The following is an 18,255-nucleotide window of genomic DNA, read 5'->3' as shown; positions in this document are numbered from 1 at the left end:
GCTCTCCAAAAAATCGATCCTGAGCCGTCGCGGTCGCCGGTTCAGCCAGCGATCCGCACAGGCAGTGTTTCATAACCCTTCACGAAGCTCGAAAAGACGCGGCGCGGCTCGCCGACGACTTCGATCCTGTCGAAGCGCTTGATGATCTCTTCCCACACAATCTTCAATTGAAGTTCGGCAAGTCTGAGGCCGACGCAGCGGTGGATGCCGAAGCCGAATGACAGATGGCGGTTCGGTCGCACGCGGTCGATGATGAATTCGTTGGGGTTTTCGATGACCTCGTCATCGCGATTACCCGAGACGTACCACATTACGACCTTGTCCCCCTTCCTGATCTGCTTGCCGCCGAGCTCGGTGTCCTGCACCGCCGTGCGCCGCATATGTGCCAGCGGCGTCTGCCAGCGGATGATCTCCGGCACCATGCTCTCGATCAGCGCCGGGTTGGCGCGCAGCTTGTCATATTCACCAGGGAATTGATTGAGTGCGTAGACGCCGCCGGACATCGAATTGCGCGTGGTATCGTTGCCGCCGACGATCAGCAGAATGATGTTGCCGAGAAAACTCTCCGGATCGAGATGCCGCGTGGCCTCGCTATGCGCCATCATCGATATCAGGTCGCTCTTCGGCGGCGCATTGAGTCGCTCCTGAAACAGTCGCCCGAAATACTCGCCGCATTCGCGCAGTTCTCTCTGCCGCTCCAGCTCGGCCTCAGGCGTGGGTGGCAACATTGTGGCGACATCCGACCAGTGGGTGAGCTTGCGGCGCTCCTCCCAGGGAAAGTCGAACAGGGTTGCCAGCATCTGTGTGGTCAATTCGATCGACACGCGATCGACCCAGTCGAAGGTCTCGTTGCGGGGCAGGGAGTCCAGCACCTCGGCAGTGCGGCTGCGGATCAGGCTGGAGAGCTCGTCCATGTGGTGAGGCGCAAACATCGGCGCCACGGTCTTGCGCTGGGCGCTGTGATGCGGCGGATCTGTCGCAATGAACATCGGCCGGCGAAACTGCACACCGGCATCGCGGATGGTGATGCCGCCGAAAGCCGCGGCGGAGGAGTAGGTGGAGTGATTGGTCTCGACCTGCATGATGTCGTTGTACTTGGTCACCGACCAATACGGTCCGAACATGCTGTCCTTGCAGTAGTGGACGGGATCCTCGCGGCGCAGCCGTTCGAAATAAGGCCAGAACGTATCGGTGCGGAATAGTTCGGGATTGCCGGGATCGAACTCATCGAGCGGCATCCCGTAAGCTTGGGCGTGAGCGGCGGCTTGGGCGGATTTGCTGCTGTCGGAATCCTGGACGCGATCGAGCATCGGTTCTCTCCCTGGCATGTCCTCCGTGGTTGGTCCCGGAGGGCTTATTTGGATGAATTACAACCCGTTGCGCGGCCAAGAGCAAGGACCACTTTATGCCTCTTCTCAGCCCGTTCAGCCCGTGACATGGTGATTTCAATCAACAAAACCGGTGCGCTTGCGCGCCGTTCTGACCGGAGGCGACCCTGTGATTGCGAACGCTCAACGGATGTTCAATTTTGATCTCGGCGAGACTGCGGACGCGATTCGCGAGACCGTGCGTGACTTCTCCCAGAACGAGATCGCGCCGCGCGCCGAAGCCATCGACAAGACCAACCAGTTTCCGCTCGATCTCTGGCCCAAGATCGGCGCGCTCGGCCTGCACGGTATCACGGTGGAGGAAGAGTTCGGCGGCGCCGGGCTCGGCTATCTCGAACACGTTATCGCGGTAGAAGAGATTTCGCGCGCCTCGGCGTCAGTGGGACTGTCCTATGGCGCGCATTCCAACCTCTGCGTCAATCAACTCCGCCGCAACGGTAATGAAGCACAGAAGCGCAAATATCTGCCGAAGCTGATCTCGGGCGAACATGTGGGATCCCTCGCGATGTCCGAGCCGGGCTCGGGCTCGGACGTGGTGTCGATGAAGACCCGCGCCGACAAGAAGGGCGACCGCTACGTTCTCAACGGCAACAAGATGTGGATCACCAATGGCCCGGTGGCGCAGACGCTGGTGGTCTATGCCAAGACCGATCCGGCGGCCGGCCCGCGCGGCATCACCGCCTTCATCATCGAAAAGGGCATGAAGGGTTTTTCGACGGCGCAGAAGCTCGACAAGCTGGGTATGCGCGGCTCGGATACTTGCGAACTCGTTTTCGAGGATTGCGAGGTGCCCGAGGAGAACGTGCTCGCCGAGGTCGGTCGTGGCGTCAATGTCCTGATGTCCGGCCTCGATTACGAGCGCGCGGTGCTCGCGGCGGGCCCGCTCGGCATCATGCAGGCCTGTCTCGACGTCGCGCAGCCTTATGTGCACGAGCGCAAGCAGTTCGGTGAGCCGATCGGCAACTTCCAGCTCGTGCAGGGCAAGATCGCCGATATGTATGTGGCGCTGAGTTCGGCCCGCGCTTACGTTTATGCAGTCGCGAAAGCCTGCGACCGCGGCGAAACCACCCGCGAGGATGCCGCCGGCGCCATCCTCTACGCATCGGAACGCGCCACGCAATGCGCGCTCGACGCGATCCAGCTGCTCGGCGGCAATGGCTATATCAACGACTATCCCACCGGCCGCCTGCTGCGCGACGCCAAACTCTACGAGATCGGCGCCGGCACGAGCGAGATCAGGCGGATGCTGATCGGGCGGGAGCTGTTTGCGAAGAACGGGTGAAGGGCGATTCCTTGTATCCGAAGCGCTGACCTCTCCACTGTCATTCCGGGGCGCGCGTCGCCGGCGAAGCCGGCAGAGCGCGAACCCGGAATCCCGACGTGTTTTGCGCTGAACATGTCGAGATTCCGGGTTCACGTGCGCGAAGGCGCGCCCGCGCCCTCAGGCAAACCAATTGGTTTACCGGGGAATGACAGTTTGGGGCGGCAGGCATCCACCTAAACATTCTTTCCTATTTCCTGTTGACAACATCCCCATCAGGTTTATATTCCCCTTCGTCCTGCCCCACCGAGAGGGGCGATCGCGATCGTCACGTTCGCGGGGTGGGATGCGGTGGACGCCGGCGATGCGGCGTCACGCGGTTCATGGGGGAACGTCTGTCTTCGGGCAGGACGGATCTGCGCCAGCACTGCCACTGGCAAGGAGACGGCCGACCTTCGGATGGAAAGAGCCCTGGACAGCGTGACGGACGACCAAATCGAAACGCGTTCGGCCCAGTCGCTTGAGGCTACCCTGTCCCTCCGCCCTGGGACACTAATTTTGGTGATGGGACCGTTCGCCATGGCAGATGTGCAAGCAACCGAAAAAACACCGCATGCGGAACGCCGGGCAATCGCTCGGCGCCTCCGAAAGTCCTGATGCACACTAACCTGCGGAAGACCGCATTCGCATCAGGCCCAAGGGTGCAACGGGCACCCGGCGTTCCGCACGCCCTCTCACAGGGGGCGGGAATGCAAGCAACGACGGCGCCCCCGCGCCGCAAATAACAGGGGTGATGACGCATGTCTGAAGGGTCGTGGCTGTTTGACAATTTGAATCAAGAGCAACGCAGAAGCGCGGCTGTGTGTCCGCCACTTCAGAGGCATTCAAAGGGCATCGCCACTTGATCCACCTCAATCCTGTCACGGCAAAATGCGCAGATGATTGGCTCATCGCGTCGATCGACGCACCGTCGCAAGCAGGAGCAGGATCATGCCGAAAATGAAGGCTGCGATATTTGTCGAACCGGGGCGTATCGTTCTGGATGACAAGCCGATCCCCGACGTCGGCCCGCTCGATGCGCTGATGCGCATCACGACCACCACGATCTGCGGCACCGATGTGCATATCCTCAAGGGTGAATATCCGGTCGCGAAAGGGCTGACCATCGGACACGAGCCGGTTGGTATCATTGAGAAGCTCGGCAGCGCCGTCACCGGCTATCGCGAGGGCCAGCGCGTCATTGCCGGCGCCATCACGCCGAGCGGTCACAGTTATGCATGTCTCTGCGGCTGCTCATCGCAGGATGGCGCTGGAACCAAGCACGGCTTCAAGGCGGCCGGTGGCTGGCGGTTCGGCAATACGATCGATGGTGCGCAGGCCGAGTATGTGTTGGTACCCGATGCCATGGTCAATCTCAGTCCGGTGCCCGACGCGTTGACGGATGAGCAGGTGCTGATGTGTCCGGACATCATGTCGACGGGATTTGCCGGTGCCGAGCGCGGCGGCATCAGGATCGGGGACACGGTGGTGGTGTTCGCTCTGGGGCCGATCGGACTCTGCGCCCTCGCCGGCGCCAAGCTGATGGGCGCGACCACGATCATCGGTGTCGATACGGTACCCGCGCGCATCGAGGTCGCCAAACGGCTCGGCGCCGATATCGTCGTCGACTTCAAGAAGGGTGATCCGGTCAAGCAGATCATGGACCTCACCGACGGCCGCGGCGTCGATGTGGCTATCGAAGCGCTCGGTACGCAAGGCACCTTCGAATCGGCACTGCGCGCGCTGCGGCCGGGCGGCACGCTGAGCAGCCTTGGCGTCTATTCGACGGATCTGCAGATTCCCCTGAGCGCCTTTTCGGCGGGCCTCGGCGATAACACGATTGTCACCAGCCTGTGCCCCGGTGGGAAGGAGCGGATGCGACGGCTGATGAACGTCGTTGCCTCCGGCCGCGTCGACCTGACGTCGCTGGTCACGCATCATTACCGGCTGGACGATATCGAAAAAGCCTACGATCTGTTCTCGCATCAGCGCGATGGCGTGCTGAAGGTCGCCATTACGCCGTGAAGATCAGGCTTTGAAAAGGAGAGGCAGCCAGCGCGAAATTCTCCGTGCTGGCTGGATCTGACCCGCTCACATCGCCAGGAAGCTGCGATTCCAGGTCGGGCTGATCAGCACCTCATTGATACAGACATGCGGCGGCATGCTGGCGATGAAGGCGATGGTCTTGCCGAGATCGTCGGGCTGCAGCATCCGCGCCATCACCTCGTCACTCGGCGGCACCGGACGGTTCTTCATGATGTCAGTGGCGACCTCGCCGGGCGAGAGACAGCAGGCGCGCAAGCCGTTGACGCATTCGTCCATGTTGAAGGAATGGGTCAGCGCCAGCACGGCATGTTTGGTGGCCGTATAGGCCGGCCCCGTCATCTTCGACACGATGCGCCCGGCCCATGAGGCGACATTGATGATGCAGCCGTCCTTCTGCGCCCGCATCGCCGGCAGCACGGCGCGCATGCAATACATCACGCCATTGAGATTGATGTCGACGATCTGGTCCCAGCCGTCCTGCGTGACGTCTTCCCAGCTCCGCTTCGGCAGGTTGACGCCGGCGCTATTGACCAGAAGATCAATACGCCCATGTTTGGCGAGGATCGCCTGCGCCACCTTGTTGACATCGTCGGCATTGCTGACATCCAGCGCCATCGCCTCCACGGGCTTGCCGCCGGCGCCGAGTTCATCGGCGACGCCCTGCAGCACATCGGCGCGGCGGCCGGAAATGACCACCGTCCAGCCATCCGCCAGCAGCGCCTCTGCGCCCGCTCTGCCGATTCCGGTGCCGCCGCCGGTCACCCATGCGATCTTGGTCTTGCTGGTCACGATTTTCTCCCTGATCGTTTCTTGCTTCGCGATGTCCATCGTCTTGCTTCACGATGGCCAAAGTGTTCAACAATAATCGAGCCGGCGCCAGTGCCGCCAACTCATGAGCCTCATGCCGATCATGCCGACCGACACCAAACCGCCCATCGATCAGAACCGCCTCTGGGACGACCATATGGCGCTGGCCGCCATCACCGATCCCGACAAGCCATGGACGCGGCGATCGTTCTCGCAGCGCTTCCTCGACGGCCGTGCCTGGCTGCGCGAGCAATTCATTGCCGCTGGCATGACGGTGCGCATGGATGCCGGCGCCAACATGATCGCCAGGCTGGAAGGCAGCGTTCCGGGCCTGCCGCCGATCATGCTCGGTTCGCATTCCGACACGGTGCCATCCGGCGGCCGCTTCGACGGCATTTCCGGCATCCTGACGGCGCTGGAAGCCGTGCGTGCGCTGCAGGCCTCCGGCTACAAATTGCGACATCCGATCGAGATCGTGGATTTCCTCGCCGAGGAGCCCAGCGAATACGGCCTGTCCTGCGTCGGCAGCCGCGCCATGGTCGGCGAGCTCGATGCCAGGATGCTGACTTACACCAACGCAGCAGGCGAGACGCTGGCCGATGCCATCAAGCGCGTTGGCGGCGATCCGGCGGCCATCGCCGCGATGCAGAAGCCGGAATTCGTTGGCTATCTCGAATTGCACATCGAGCAGGGCGTGGTGCTGGAAAGCAAGAAGCTCGATCTCGGTCTCGTCACCGGGATCGCCGGCATCACCCGCGTCGAGATCGTGCTGAAGGGCGCCGCTGATCATGCCGGCTCGACGCTGATGGAGTATCGCAAAGACGCGAGCCTTCCCGCCGCCGAACTCGTGCTGCTGGTCGCGCAGCAAGCCAATGCCTTTGCCGCGCGCAAACAAGGCCACTTCGTCGCCACCACAGGGATCCTCGAGATCAGCCCGAATGCCGCCAACGTCGTCCCTGGCGGTGCGCGCATGATCCTCGATATTCGCGCCGAGAAGGCCGCGCTGGTCGATGAATTCGTGGCACTGCTCGATCGCGAGAGCCTCGCCATCGCCAAACGCGCTAAGGTCGAACGCGAACGTTTCGCGTTGATTTCGCAAAATCCTCCCGCGCCTTGCGACGATCATCTGCTTGACGTTCTCGGGCGTAGCGCCGCCAAGCTTGGTTATTCCACGACGCGGCTGGCGTCGGGGGCCGGTCACGACGCGGCTTTCATGTCGCATATCGGCCGCAGCGCGATGCTGTTCATTCCGTCAAAGGACGGCAAGAGCCATTGCCCGGAGGAATGGTCGGAGCCCGAGCAACTGGCAGTCGGGGCGGCAACACTGTTCGAGGCGGTGCGGCTACTCGACGGACAGAACGACTAGCTGGCGGTGCGTTCGGCCAGCACGCCGTGTTGAACGGAAGCCAGATAATCGCCGACCTGCTCGATGCCCATGGGCTTGGCGAAGAAGTAGCCCTGCATGAAACGGCAGTGCTCCTTGCGCAGGAAGTCGACCTGTTCGCCGCTCTCGACGCCTTCGACGATGCAGTCGTGACCGAGGCCGTTGCACAGTCCGAGCATGGTGCGCAGGATCAGGCGCGCGGCAGAATCCGTCTCGATCTTGCTGATGAAGCTGCGATCGATCTTGACCTTGTCCAGCGGCAATTCGCGGATGCAGCTTAGGCTCGAATAGCCGGTGCCGAAATCGTCCAGCGAGATGCGGGCGCCCAGAGCCTTCAGGGCATTCAGCGCTTCGGTCGCTTGTGCGAGATTGCCCATCACGGCCGTCTCGGTAATCTCGAAGTCGATGCGGCTGGCCTTCACCTTGCTTTGCTGGACAACAGCAATGATCTTGAGGATCGACAGGGGGGAGGCGACGTCGACCGCGGAGAGGTTGAACGAAATCCGGACATGCTCCGGCCATGTCGCTGCACCTTCAAGGGCCTTGCGCAGCAGCAACGGTGTCAACTGGCCGATCATGCCTGAGCGCTCGGCGGCGACAATGAAGCTCATCGGTGGAACATTGCCGAGCTCCGGGCTCTTCCAGCGCGCCAGGGCTTCGAAGCTCGCGGGCTGTTGTGTTTCTGCGTCGATGATCGGCTGGTAGGCGATCCACAATTCCCGTTCGAGGTCGGCACTAGCCAGGGCCCGACTCACAGAGGAGGCCTCGCGGATATCGGCTTCGTGTTCTGCAGAAAACCGGACGGCCTTGCCACGCTTGTGCTGCTTGGCAAAGAACAGCGCATAATCGGCGCGCTCGAACAGATCCTGCGCGGTCTTGGCTGTGTCCGGAAATTCCGCATATCCGATCGAACAGCTGATGCTTACTGTAATGTCATCAATCTCGAACGGGATGTCGAACAGGTTCTCGATGCTCTCTTCCGCTTCAACAATTGCGTCCGGATCGAGCAATTGGTCGCTGAACATGACGAATTCGTCGCCGCCCAGTCTGCCCAGAAACACGTGAGGGGCGAGATGTGCGCGCAGTCTGTCTGCGACTTCGACCAGCAAGCGATCACCCGTGTGGTGCCCATGGATGTCGTTGATCGGCTTGAAGCCATCAAGATCCAGGATGCCGAGTAGCAGGCCGCCGCTACTGTGCTCAGTGTTGACAATGCCGCGCTCAAGCTCGGCAAAGAAGTTCCGGCGATTGGGGAGACCGGTGAGGCTGTCGATATTCGAATTCCGGAAATTCTTGTCGCTCAGCACCTGCAGCTCAGCCTGCTTGATACGCAGCGCCTTCTCCGAATTCACCCGCTTCTCGAAATCGGAGTAATTGCCGAGCAACATGAAGAGAACGGCCCCGATAACCACGACGAAGTTGAAGGCGATGGAGACGAAGACGACATTGTCGCTGGAGCCGAAAAAGAACGCGAAGGGCACGACAACCAGCGCCATCACGATCAGCGCTGCCGCGCGCAGATGCATGAGGCAGAAACCGCAGCCGATCGATGTAACGGCCATAAAGAACGCAACGTGGCTTTTGCTATAGGCGTCGCCATAGGGAAACAGGCTGAGGCTCCAGGCAGTGAACGCGACGCCGAGAATGCCTGCAAAGATGATCGAGCCGGTGAGCTTCTCGACGGCCTGGCTGAGTGACAGCGCCGTGTTCCGCGCTCTCAACCAGCTCAGTATCCGGATCACACAGATTGCATCGAATGCAGCAGGGAGATAGACGGTAAGCAGATGTGGCGCAGTACCATAAAAGGTAATCGCAAGTGCCGTCGTGTTGACGACCACCAGCGCATACATCATCGGCACCTGACGGGTGAAGGCAGCGAGTTTCGCCTCTACCAGTTCGGGGTTTTCGCGCGGCACCCGGAAGATCGTTCCGATCTGTGATGCCGCCATTTCGAAGTAGTTCAGCATCGTACCGTCCTGGACTCTGCACTCGTGAGTTAGATACCTAGCGCAACTTCTTTAAGATTGGCCTGCCTCGGTTGTCTAAAGTTCGCGCGAGTAACCGACTGTTCTGATTGGTGTATTTTCTTCTATTTGCGATGCTGCAGGTGCGAAAAGGTCAGGGGTGGTATTAAGAAACCGACCTTGCATCAGCGACATCGCAGCGGCATGTGGTTGAAGAGGGTCCATTCGCGGTGGGTGAGAGGAAGGACATGACAACAGCGAGCGGGGTTCGAATGATCTATGTGAGTTCGCTCGGAGGCCTTGCTGCTGTGGCAGACTCGCTGCCGTCCTTCGATCTGCTGACCCTTCTTTCGCCCGCCGCGAGCGAGCGCGACTGGAGCGGGTTGGCGCGTGAGCGGCATGTGGAGCTAACCTTTCACGATATCGTCGAAGCAACGTCGGACCTGATCGCGCCCGATGCCGACGTCGTGGATGCCATTCTTCAATTCGGCCGCGGCAGCATCGCTGATCGCCCGATGCTCATTCACTGCTGGGCCGGTATCAGCCGTTCCAGCGCTGCGGCTTACGCCATCGCCTGCGATCGCAATCCTGGCTATGAGGCGGCGATTGCAGATGAGCTACGCAAACGTTCGCCTTATGTGACGCCGAACAAATTGATGGTGCAATTGGCCGACGAACAGCTTGGCCGCGACGGCCGCATGGTCGAAGCCATCGCACGCATCGGCCGCGGTGCGGACGCTTTTGAAGGTGAGGCTTATCGATTGCCGTTGAACTGGCCTATTTGATCAGGGCTGCGACGCCGAGCAGAAAACCGATCTCGAAGAGTTGCTCGACGGCACCGAGCACGTCGCCGGTGTAACCGCCGATCAGTCGACGCGACCAGAGTGCGAGCAGTGCGGCGAGCGCTGCGCCGAGCAGAAGACCCGCAAAAAGCGATGCGACCGAGACGAGCGCAAGCGGGATTGCTGCAAGCACGACCACACCAAGTGCAAACAACGATTCCTCAAATCGCACGGGCGCCTCGGCGTAAGTGACCTTCATCGCACTGGTATCGCCGCTATAGGGCAGGCGGTTCATCACGAAGGCCGGCATGGCGCGTGCTGCGGCGTGGACGGCGATCAGCGCTGCCGCACCTGCCCACAGCGGCAATATGGCGAGCGCCGCAATGCGCAGCGCCGTGCCCAGGCAAAGTGCGAGCGCCCCGTAGGTGCCGATGCGGCTGTCCTTCATGATTGCAAGACGCTTTTCGATCGTCCAGCCTCCGCCGAAACTGTCGGCCGTATCGGCAAGGCCGTCTTCATGCAGCGCGCTGGTCAGAGCGATGCTTGTCGTGATCGCCAGCAGGGCGGAAATCAGCGGTGACCAGAATTCGCCGACAACGAGAAACACGATTGCGGATGCAGCACCGATGCCGGCGCCGACCACCGGAAAATACTTCATTGCACGCGCAAGCCAGTCAGGCCCTTGCGCGTCGACAGTTGCCGGTACCGGCAGCACCGTCAGGAAACGGATCGCATTCAAAAGATGCGGATCCAGCCTCATCTAGATCTTTCCGGCCAGCACGTCGTCGAGGCTCGCAACATCGGTCAGCATGCGCGCAGCGGCACGGACCAACGGCACCGCAAGCAGCGCGCCGGTGCCTTCACCGAGCCGCAAGCCGAGATCAAGTAGCGGCTGGGCATCGAGCGCGTTGAGTACGATGTCGTGGCCGCGTTCAGCCGAACGGTGCGCGAAGACGCAGTAGTCGCGTGCGGCCGGGCACAGACGAACGGCGAGCAATGCCGCGGCGCTGGAGATGAAGCCGTCGATGATCACCGGCCGCCGTTGCGAAGCTGCGCCGAGGATCGCTCCGGCCATGCCCGCGATTTCCAGCCCGCCTAATTGGGCCAGCACATCCAGTGGCGCAGTTGCGTCGCTGCGCGCTGCCGCCTTCGTGATCGCCGCGCGCTTGCGCGCCATGCCGGCATCATCCTGCCCGGCGCCAACGCCGATACAATCATTCAGGGGTGCCGGTGCGAGTCGATGAACCACCAGTGCCGAGGAGGCCGTGTTGCCAATTCCCATCTCGCCGAGCGCGATGATGTCTGCGCCGGCCTTGATCTCACCGACGGCGATTCTGAAGCCGCGCGTCAGCGCATCGGCCGCGTGCTCTGCCGTCATCGCTGGCTCGCGCGCGGCATTCGCCGTACCCATGCGGACCTTTGCATCGATCAGCTTCGGGTGCACCGGCAGCTCGGCGGCGACGCCGATGTCGATCACGCGCACACCGATGTCATTGGCCGCGGCGAAAGCATTGGCCGTGGCGCGGCCGGCCAGATAGGTCATCACCATCGCGACCGTGACCGCCGATGGATATTGCGACACGCCTTCGGCCACCAGTCCGTGATCCCCCGCGAACACCAGCAGCACGGCATTGTCACCGCGCGGTTCGCCTGGATGCCGGATCATGCCGAGTTGCAATGCCAGCTCCTCGATTCGTCCGAGCGATCCCAGCGGCTTGGCCTTGCCGTCGATGGCAGCGCGGATTCCTGCCGCGATCTGCGGGTCAACAGGCGCAATGGCGGGCGGCTGCCACAAGGGCTGGGAATGGGCGGACATAGGGTTCCTTTTCGCGGCCTAACTGACGCAAGACGACCTGCAAGGTCAACAGGTCCGGGCGACAGTCCGTCGGCGCGGTTGACCCCGGCGCACCCGGCAGATAGCGTCTTTTGCGATGGTCCTTCCGCGTGGAAGGTGAATAGGGAAGCCGGTTTGAGGCCGGCGCTGCCCCCGCAACTGTAAGCGACGAGCCCGCGCCGGTGCCACTGGGAATTCTTCAGAATTCTTGGGAAGGCGGCAACAGGCTGTGACTCGCAAGCCAGGAGACCTGCCATCACGAACTGTGCTTTGGTGGCGTCGTCGGGGCGGGGTGCACCGGACGGGAGCGAACTGACGGCCATGCTGTCGGCGCGATCCAACAAAGCTCGTAGGCCCGCGAGGGCATGAACTGAGCATGTAATGGATCACGACAGCGCCGATATCTCTGGCGAACAAATTTCGGTCGAACCGCCGCGCCCCGTGCCGGCGGGTCCCGTTGTCGTGAGCGTGTGCATCAGCTGCAAGGCCGCCGAAACCGGCACGATCGTCGGGCCGGACATGTTCGATGCGGTGAAGGCCGCGCTCGGCGATGGCGATGCCGCCGTGATGGTGCGTCCGGTGCAGTGTCTCAGCGTCTGCAAGCGGCCAGCAACCGTTGCGGTGACGAGCCCTGATGGCTACACGTTCCTGTTCGGCGATCTGCAGACCGATAGCGGCAGCGCGGCGCTGGTGTCTTTCGTGGAGTCCTATCAGAAGGCCGACTACGGCCTGGTGCCATGGCGCGAGCGCGCCGAGGTGCTGCGCAAGGGCATGGTCGCGCGCGTGCCGCCGATGCGTTGGTCGCCTGAAGATGGGCGTGCGCCGAAATGACCGCGGTCTCCACCACGTTGGTGCTGGGCGGTGCGCGGTCCGGCAAGTCAACTTTCGCCGAGAGGCTGGTCGATGGCATCGGCCTGACCAAAGTCTATCTTGCGACTGCAACGGCCGGTGACGACGAGATGCATGCCCGCATCGCGCAGCATCGCAAGCAGCGCGGCGAAGGCTGGATCACCGTGGAAGAGCCGCTGGCGCTGGTCGATGCGCTGACGCGCGAGGCGACGGTCGGCCGCGTCGTGCTGGTGGATTGCCTGACGCTATGGCTGTCGAATCTGATGTTTGCCGAGCGCGATCCGGAGATCGAGGCAAAGCGTCTGGTGCGCTTCCTCGATGTCTCGCGCTATCCGATCGTTTTCGTGTCCAACGAAGTTGGCCTCGGCCTCGTGCCGGAGACACCGCTCGGCCGCGCGTTTCGCGATGCGCAGGGCCGCCTCAACCAGATCATCGCGGCCGCCGTGCCGAATGTTGCTTTCATTGCCGCCGGGCTTCCGCTCTGGCTCAAGCGTTCCCAGGAGAATTGAATGTCCCGCGTTCCCGTCACCGTCCTCACCGGATTTCTCGGCGCCGGCAAGACCACGCTGCTGCGCTCGCTGCTGACCCAGGCCGATGGCCGCCGCATCGCCGTGATCGTCAATGAGTTCGGCGATGCCGGTTTCGATGGCGGTCTGGTCGAGGAATGCGCGGCAAAGGCCTGTGCGCCCGGCGATATCGTCGAGCTTACCAATGGCTGCATCTGCTGCACCGTCGCCGACGACTTCGTGCCGACCATGGATAAGCTGCTGTCGCGCGAGCGTCCACTCGATGCCATCGTCATCGAGACCTCCGGCCTCGCGCTGCCGCAGCCGCTGTTGAAGGCCTTTGCCTGGCCGGCAGTGAAGACTCGCGCCACTGTCGATGGCGTCGTCACTGTCGTCGACGCGCTGGCGCTCTCTGAAGGCCGTGTCACGCTGGACGAAGACGCTGTTGCCGAACAGCGCGCCAAGGACGAAGGCATCGAACACGACGACCCCATCGAGGAAGTGTTCGAGGACCAGCTCGCTTGCGCTGATCTGGTGGTTTTGTCGAAAAGCGATCTCGTCGCTCCAGAAAAGCTCGCCGAGATCGAAGCCAAGCTGAAAGCCGTGTTGCGCCCCGGTGTCAGCATCGTGCGCTCCAAGGGCGATCTCGCGCCATCGGTGCTGATCGGCCTCAATGCCGCCGCCGAGGACGACATGGCTGCCCGCGTCGGTCATCACGGCGAGGAGGAAGAACACGACCATGACGACTTCGACAGCATCGTCGTCAAACCCACCGCTGCTGCGAGCATCGATGCGATGCGCGCACGCATCAGCGACGCGCTCGGCCTCGACGGTGTCCTCCGTGTGAAGGGCCATGCCCGCATCGCCGATAAATCTGCGCCGATCGTCGTGCAGGCCGTTGGCGCTCGCGTTGAACTCGCCTTCGCCCGGCCGGACGTGATGCAGGCCGAGCATCTGGTGGTCATCGGCCTCAAGGGATTCGACGGCGACGCCGTGCGAAAGGCACTCGCCGGGTAACGCAGGTTCACCCGCATGCATCTGAAGCTCGATACCTCCGGCAGCATTGACGACGGCGACGTCGCCCGCGATCTCGGGCAGGACACCGCTGATATCGTCGTGCTGTCTGCGGCAGACAGCGATCTGGCGGCGTTCAATGCGGCGCATGCGACGCTATCGGACGATTTCCCGAGCGTACGGCTCACGAATATGCTGGCGCTCGGCCATCCCGCGTCGGTCGATCTCTATGTCGAACGGACGCTGGCCAAGGCGAAGATCGTCGTGCTGCGCATGCTCGGGGGTATCAGCTATTGGCCCCATGGCGTCGAAAGCCTGCGCAGCGATGCGCTGAGCCGCGGTGCCAAATTCGCCTGCCTGCCCGGCGAGATGGACTGGAATGCCGAGCTGGCCGCGCGCGGCACTGTCAGCAGCGATGAAACGCACGCGCTGTGGCGCTATTGCAGCGAGGGCGGTGTCGACAACGCGCAGCTGGCACTGCGCTATGCCGCACATCTGATCGGCCATGGTGAGGAGCCGCCTGTTGCGCGGCCGATGCCTTCGGCCGGCTTCTGGCCGGGTGAACCGGCGGGGGATAACCGGCCGAATGCGATCGTGATCTTCTACCGCGCGCTGGTGGCCGGCGGCGATACGGCGGCAATCGATGCATTGCGTCGTTCGCTCGACGCGCGCGGCCTCAACGCGGCCTGTCTCTACGTCACGAGCCTGAAGGATGAGCGCTCCGCGGCTTTCCTGCGCGCCGCGCTTGCGGCCTATCCGCCCGATATCATCATCAACGCCACGGCCTTCGCCACTGCGACCGCGCATGACGATGCCGGCGTGTTGTCGGCGTCAGGCTGTCCGATTCTGCAGGTCGCGCAGGCCGGCATCTCGCGCGCCAGCTGGGAAGCCTCTACTCGCGGCCTGACGCCGCGCGATCTGGCGATGCATGTGGTGTTGCCGGAAGTCGATGGCCGCATCTTCGCCAATGCCATCGCCTTCAAGGAACGTGGCGCCAGCGACGGCGGCTTTGCGCCGGCAACATTGCAGCCGGTGCAGGATCGGATTGATGCGACCGCTGATCTGGCGCGCGCCTGGGTGCGCTTGCGCCGCGCTGCGGCGTGCGAACGACGCGTCGCGCTGATTCTGGCCAATTATCCCAATCGCGATGGACGCCTTGCCAATGGCGTCGGCCTCGATACGCCGCAGAGCCTGATCGATGTGATCGCCGCGATGCGCGAAGCCGGCTACGGCACTGGTGACGCGCCTGACACGACGACCGCCATGATGCAGCTGTTGCAACAGGGTCCAACGAATGCGCTTGCCGGTCGCGCCGAGCGAAGCGGTGGCGTGACGTGGCCGCTGGCTGAGTATCACGCGGCCTTTGCGACGCTGCCGACCAATGTGCGGCTTGCTATTGAGTCACGGTGGGGCAAGGCTGAGAGCGATCCGCATGTCGTCGATGGCGCCTTCCGCCTTGGCCTGCATCGTTTCGGCAACATCACTGTCGGCGTGCAGCCGGCACGCGGTTACAATATCGATCCCAAGAGCACCTATCACGATCCCGATCTGGTGCCGCCGCATCACTATCTTGCATTTTATCTCTGGCTGCGCCGCAACTTTGATGCGCATGCGGTGGTGCATCTCGGCAAGCACGGCAATCTCGAATGGCTGCCGGGGAAAAGCGCAGGCCTGTCGGCCGATTGTCTGCCCGATGCCGTGCTCGGTCCGCTGCCGCATCTCTATCCGTTCATCGTCAACGATCCCGGCGAGGGCATTCAGGCCAAGCGCCGCACCTCCGCCGTGATCATCGATCACCTGACACCGCCGATGACGCGGGCTGAGCTGCATGACGATCTGGCGCGGCTGGAGAATCTGGTCGACGAATATGCCATGGCGACCGATCTCGATCCCAAGCGCGCTGCCGTGATCGCCGAAGACATCCTGTCGCTCGCCCGCGCGCAGCAGATCGATGCCGACGTCAATGTCACCCGCGACACGCCGACGGGCGAGGCGCTGCGCGCGCTCGACGCCCATCTATGCGATCTCAAGGAAATGCAGATCCGCGACGGATTGCACATATTTGGCCGCGCGCCCGAGGACGCGCAGCGCAATGGTCTCCTGGTGTCCATCGCGCGCCTGCCGCGCTCGGAGATCAAGCCGCAGGATGCGTCACTGCATCGCGCTTTGGCTGCCGATCTCGGTCTTGGCACGTTCGACCCGCTCACCCGTGATATGGCCGATGACTATCTCGGCCCGCGCCCCGGCGTTCTTGCCGATGTCAGCGATGCAGTCTGGCGCACCACAGGTGACACCGTCGAACGGATCGAAGGGCTGGCGCTGCAACTTGTCTCCGGCGAGCTGCCTTGCGATCCCACCTGGATGCGCGCCACCGATGTACTTCACTGGATCACTACGAAACTGCGACCTGCCATCGATGCTTGCGGTGGCGCGGAGACGGCCGCATTCCTCAAAGGCCTCGACGGTCAGTTCGTGCGGCCCGGTCCATCTGGCGCGCCGACGCGTGGACGCCCCGATGTGCTGCCGACCGGGCGCAATTTTTTCGCCGTCGACGTTCGCGCCGTGCCAACGCCATCCGCCTGGCGCATCGGGCAACTGGCGGCCGAACGGCTGGTCGAGAGCTATTGGCAGGAGGCCGGCGAATGGCCGCGCGCGATTGCGCTGTCGGCCTGGGGCACCGCCAATATGCGCACCGGCGGTGACGATGTCGCGCAGGCGCTCGCGCTGATCGGCGCACGGCCGTTGTGGGAGGAAACCTCGGGCCGCGTCACGGGCTTTGCGATCACCCCGCTGTCGGAACTGAAACGCCCGCGTGTGGATGTGACCTTCCGTGTCTCCGGCCTGTTCCGCGATGCGTTCCCGACCCAGATGGACATCATCGGCTCTGCTGTGAGCGCGGTGGCCGAGCTCGATGAGCCCGATGAGGCCAATCCCATCGCGGCCAATGTCCGCGCGCGCGCCCGCACGCTCGAAGCCGGCGGCATGACCTGCGAGATTGCGCGGCGGCAGGCGACGCGCCGTGTGTTCGGCTCCAAGCCTGGCGCTTATGGTGCGGGCCTGCAGGCGCTGATGGATGAGGGTGGCTGGAGTAATCGCGCTGATATCTCCGACGTCTATCTCGATTGGGGCGGCTATGCCTATGGCGGTGGAACCGATGGGGAGGACGCGCGAGGCGAATTCGCCGAACGGCTGAGGGGCGTCGATCTCGTAGCGCAGGCGCAGGACAATCGCGAGCACGACATTCTGGATTCCGACGACTATTACCAGTTCATCGGCGGCCTCGCGGCGACGGTGCAGACGCTGCGTGGCTCGGCGCCGCGCATCGCCCATATCGATACGTCGCGCCCCGAAGCGCCGGTTGCCCGGCCGCTGGCGCATGAGATCTCGCGGGTGGTGCGCGGCCGCGGCGCCAATCCTAAATGGATCGCTGGCGTCATGCGTCACGGCTACAAAGGCGCCTTCGAGATCGCGGCGACGGTTGATTATCTGTTCGGTTTCGCGGCCTCCACCAATGCGGTCGCCAATCACCATTTCGATCAGCTGTTCGCCTCCTATTTGGAAAATGACGAAGTTCGAGGCTTCATGGCATCCGCCAATCCCGCGGCGCTGCGCGAGACGGCTGCGCGCTTTGCGGAAGCGATGCGCAGGGGCCTGTGGACGCCACGTTCCAATCGCGCTGCCGATCTGATCGCCGAACTTCTGCCGCAGGTACACAAAGAGATCGCAAAGGAAATCGCATGACCGAACTCGCCCACGACGATGAAGAAAATGCCCGCCACAAGATCAAGGCGGCCAAGCACAAGGCCGCCAAGGACAAAATCATGGCGACCAAGGTCGGCGAGAAAGGCCTGTTGATCGTCCATACCGGCACCGGCAAGGGCAAGACCTCGGCAGCGCTGGGCATGGTGTTCCGCCATATCGGTCACGGCTATCCCGTCGGCATCGTGCAGTTCACCAAGTCACCGGAATGGGACACCGGCGAAGCGCGGCTGCTGAAGACTTTCCCGGATCTCGTCACGCTGCACATCATGGGCGAGGGCTTCACCTGGATCACGCAGGACCGCGAACGCGACATTGCTGCCGCGACCGCGGGCTGGGAGCGCGCCAAGGAGATGATCCGCGATGACCGCCATCGTCTGGTGCTGCTCGATGAACTCAACATCGTGCTGCGTTACGACTATCTCGACCTCAATGAGGTGCTGACCTTCCTGCGCGACGAGAAGCCGGCCGACAAGCACGTGGTCATCACCGGCCGGAACGCCAAGCCCGAGCTGATCGAGATGGCCGATCTGGTCACCGAGATGACGCTGATCAAGCATCCGTTCCGCGCCGGCATCAAAGGTCAGAAGGGCATCGAGTTTTGAACCTTGAGCACGCAGGA

The 18,255-nt window shown here is 62.8% G+C and carries 14 protein-coding genes and 1 riboswitch; of the genes, 9 read left to right on the top strand and 5 right to left on the bottom strand.

What is annotated here, in order from left to right; all coding sequences use genetic code 11:
* Positions 1-41: 41 nt before the first annotated feature.
* Entirely contained in the window at positions 42-1,238 is a 1,197-nt protein-coding gene (locus tag CHC01_RS16375; RefSeq protein ID WP_244558412.1) for a cytochrome P450, read from the bottom strand.
* A 259-nt stretch (positions 1,239-1,497) separates the two neighbouring features.
* On the opposite strand from CHC01_RS16375, the gene CHC01_RS16370 reads away from it, so the two are divergent.
* Both CHC01_RS16370 and CHC01_RS16360 read left to right on the top strand, forming a co-directional pair.
* Complete coding sequence (locus CHC01_RS16370; protein WP_089265707.1) at positions 1,498-2,670, top strand: isovaleryl-CoA dehydrogenase; 1,173 nt, start codon at positions 1,498-1,500, stop codon at positions 2,668-2,670.
* A gap of 969 nt (positions 2,671-3,639) precedes the next feature.
* Positions 3,640-4,713 carry an NAD(P)-dependent alcohol dehydrogenase gene (locus CHC01_RS16360; protein ID WP_089265289.1) on the top strand — a complete coding sequence of 358 codons (1,074 nt, stop codon included), beginning with the start codon at positions 3,640-3,642 and terminating at the stop codon, positions 4,711-4,713.
* A gap of 66 nt (positions 4,714-4,779) precedes the next feature.
* On the opposite strand, the gene CHC01_RS16355 is transcribed toward CHC01_RS16360, so the two are convergent.
* A complete protein-coding gene (locus tag CHC01_RS16355; protein WP_502695663.1) occupies positions 4,780-5,523 on the bottom strand; it encodes an SDR family oxidoreductase in 744 nt (247 codons plus the stop codon).
* A 103-nt stretch (positions 5,524-5,626) separates the two neighbouring features.
* Between CHC01_RS16355 and ertE the strand changes: the two genes are divergently transcribed.
* Positions 5,627-6,907 carry an N-carbamyl-l-glutamate amidohydrolase ErtE gene (gene ertE / locus CHC01_RS16350; protein WP_244558381.1) on the top strand — a complete coding sequence of 427 codons (1,281 nt, stop codon included), beginning with the start codon at positions 5,627-5,629 and terminating at the stop codon, positions 6,905-6,907.
* On the opposite strand, the gene CHC01_RS16345 is transcribed toward ertE, so the two are convergent.
* Entirely contained in the window at positions 6,904-8,892 is a 1,989-nt protein-coding gene (locus CHC01_RS16345) for a putative bifunctional diguanylate cyclase/phosphodiesterase (protein ID WP_089265288.1), read from the bottom strand. The two genes, ertE and CHC01_RS16345, sit on opposite strands and share 4 nt — an antisense overlap.
* 245 nt (positions 8,893-9,137) lie before the next feature.
* Between CHC01_RS16345 and CHC01_RS16340 the strand changes: the two genes are divergently transcribed.
* Positions 9,138-9,674, top strand: a complete 537-nt coding sequence (locus CHC01_RS16340) for a tyrosine phosphatase family protein (RefSeq protein ID WP_210421678.1) — start codon at positions 9,138-9,140, stop codon at positions 9,672-9,674.
* On the opposite strand, the gene cobS is transcribed toward CHC01_RS16340, so the two are convergent.
* Both cobS and cobT read right to left on the bottom strand, forming a co-directional pair.
* Positions 9,667-10,431 carry an adenosylcobinamide-GDP ribazoletransferase gene (gene cobS, locus CHC01_RS16335; protein ID WP_089265286.1) on the bottom strand — a complete coding sequence of 255 codons (765 nt, stop codon included), beginning with the start codon at positions 10,429-10,431 and terminating at the stop codon, positions 9,667-9,669. The two genes, CHC01_RS16340 and cobS, sit on opposite strands and share 8 nt — an antisense overlap.
* Entirely contained in the window at positions 10,432-11,487 is a 1,056-nt protein-coding gene (cobT, locus tag CHC01_RS16330) for a nicotinate-nucleotide--dimethylbenzimidazole phosphoribosyltransferase (protein WP_089265285.1), read from the bottom strand. It abuts the gene before it with no gap.
* A 99-nt stretch (positions 11,488-11,586) separates the two neighbouring features.
* Positions 11,587-11,777, top strand: a riboswitch (cobalamin riboswitch).
* Positions 11,778-11,886: 109 nt separating this feature from the next.
* Between cobT and CHC01_RS16325 the strand changes: the two genes are divergently transcribed.
* Genes CHC01_RS16325 through cobO form a run of 5 tightly spaced genes read left to right on the top strand, consistent with a single transcriptional unit; the run spans position 11,887 to position 18,238 of the window.
* Positions 11,887-12,336 carry a DUF1636 family protein gene (locus CHC01_RS16325; protein ID WP_089265284.1) on the top strand — a complete coding sequence of 150 codons (450 nt, stop codon included), beginning with the start codon at positions 11,887-11,889 and terminating at the stop codon, positions 12,334-12,336.
* Positions 12,333-12,863 (top strand): bifunctional adenosylcobinamide kinase/adenosylcobinamide-phosphate guanylyltransferase, encoded by a 531-nt coding sequence (gene cobU, locus CHC01_RS16320; protein WP_089265283.1) that lies wholly within the window; start codon positions 12,333-12,335, stop codon positions 12,861-12,863. Before CHC01_RS16325 ends, cobU begins: the two co-directional genes overlap by 4 nt.
* Positions 12,864-13,877 (top strand): cobalamin biosynthesis protein CobW, encoded by a 1,014-nt coding sequence (gene cobW / locus CHC01_RS16315; RefSeq protein WP_089265282.1) that lies wholly within the window; start codon positions 12,864-12,866, stop codon positions 13,875-13,877.
* Between the two features lie 15 nt (positions 13,878-13,892).
* Entirely contained in the window at positions 13,893-17,615 is a 3,723-nt protein-coding gene (gene cobN, locus CHC01_RS16310) for a cobaltochelatase subunit CobN (protein WP_089265281.1), read from the top strand.
* The gene (gene cobO, locus CHC01_RS16305; RefSeq protein WP_068734347.1) at positions 17,612-18,238 is read left to right on the top strand and encodes a cob(I)yrinic acid a,c-diamide adenosyltransferase; all 627 of its coding nucleotides are present in this window, start codon (positions 17,612-17,614) and stop codon (positions 18,236-18,238) included. Before cobN ends, cobO begins: the two co-directional genes overlap by 4 nt.
* Positions 18,239-18,255 lie beyond the last annotated feature (17 nt).

Source organism: Tardiphaga sp. OK246 (assembly GCF_900188215.1).
Taxonomy (GTDB): Bacteria; Pseudomonadota; Alphaproteobacteria; order Rhizobiales; family Xanthobacteraceae; genus Tardiphaga; species Tardiphaga robiniae.
The sequence above is the reverse complement of the archived record's forward strand: the minus strand, read 5'-3'. Positions and strand labels throughout refer to the sequence as shown.

What these genes read in the sequence shown, in the direction of transcription:
- cobS (WP_089265286.1), bottom strand. Translation starts at nt 10,431, where the DNA reads ATGAGGCTGGATCCGCATCTTTTGAATGCGATCCGTTTCCTGACGGTG.
- CHC01_RS16325 (WP_089265284.1), top strand. Translation starts at nt 11,887, where the DNA reads ATGGATCACGACAGCGCCGATATCTCTGGCGAACAAATTTCGGTCGAA.
- cobO (WP_068734347.1), top strand. Translation starts at nt 17,612, where the DNA reads ATGACCGAACTCGCCCACGACGATGAAGAAAATGCCCGCCACAAGATC.
- cobW (WP_089265282.1), top strand. Translation starts at nt 12,864, where the DNA reads ATGTCCCGCGTTCCCGTCACCGTCCTCACCGGATTTCTCGGCGCCGGC.
- CHC01_RS16375 (WP_244558412.1), bottom strand. Translation starts at nt 1,238, where the DNA reads ATGCCGCTCGATGAGTTCGATCCCGGCAATCCCGAACTATTCCGCACC.
- cobT (WP_089265285.1), bottom strand. Translation starts at nt 11,487, where the DNA reads ATGTCCGCCCATTCCCAGCCCTTGTGGCAGCCGCCCGCCATTGCGCCT.
- ertE (WP_244558381.1), top strand. Translation starts at nt 5,627, where the DNA reads ATGAGCCTCATGCCGATCATGCCGACCGACACCAAACCGCCCATCGAT.
- CHC01_RS16345 (WP_089265288.1), bottom strand. Translation starts at nt 8,892, where the DNA reads ATGCTGAACTACTTCGAAATGGCGGCATCACAGATCGGAACGATCTTC.
- CHC01_RS16360 (WP_089265289.1), top strand. Translation starts at nt 3,640, where the DNA reads ATGCCGAAAATGAAGGCTGCGATATTTGTCGAACCGGGGCGTATCGTT.
- cobN (WP_089265281.1), top strand. Translation starts at nt 13,893, where the DNA reads ATGCATCTGAAGCTCGATACCTCCGGCAGCATTGACGACGGCGACGTC.
- cobU (WP_089265283.1), top strand. Translation starts at nt 12,333, where the DNA reads ATGACCGCGGTCTCCACCACGTTGGTGCTGGGCGGTGCGCGGTCCGGC.
- CHC01_RS16340 (WP_210421678.1), top strand. Translation starts at nt 9,138, where the DNA reads ATGACAACAGCGAGCGGGGTTCGAATGATCTATGTGAGTTCGCTCGGA.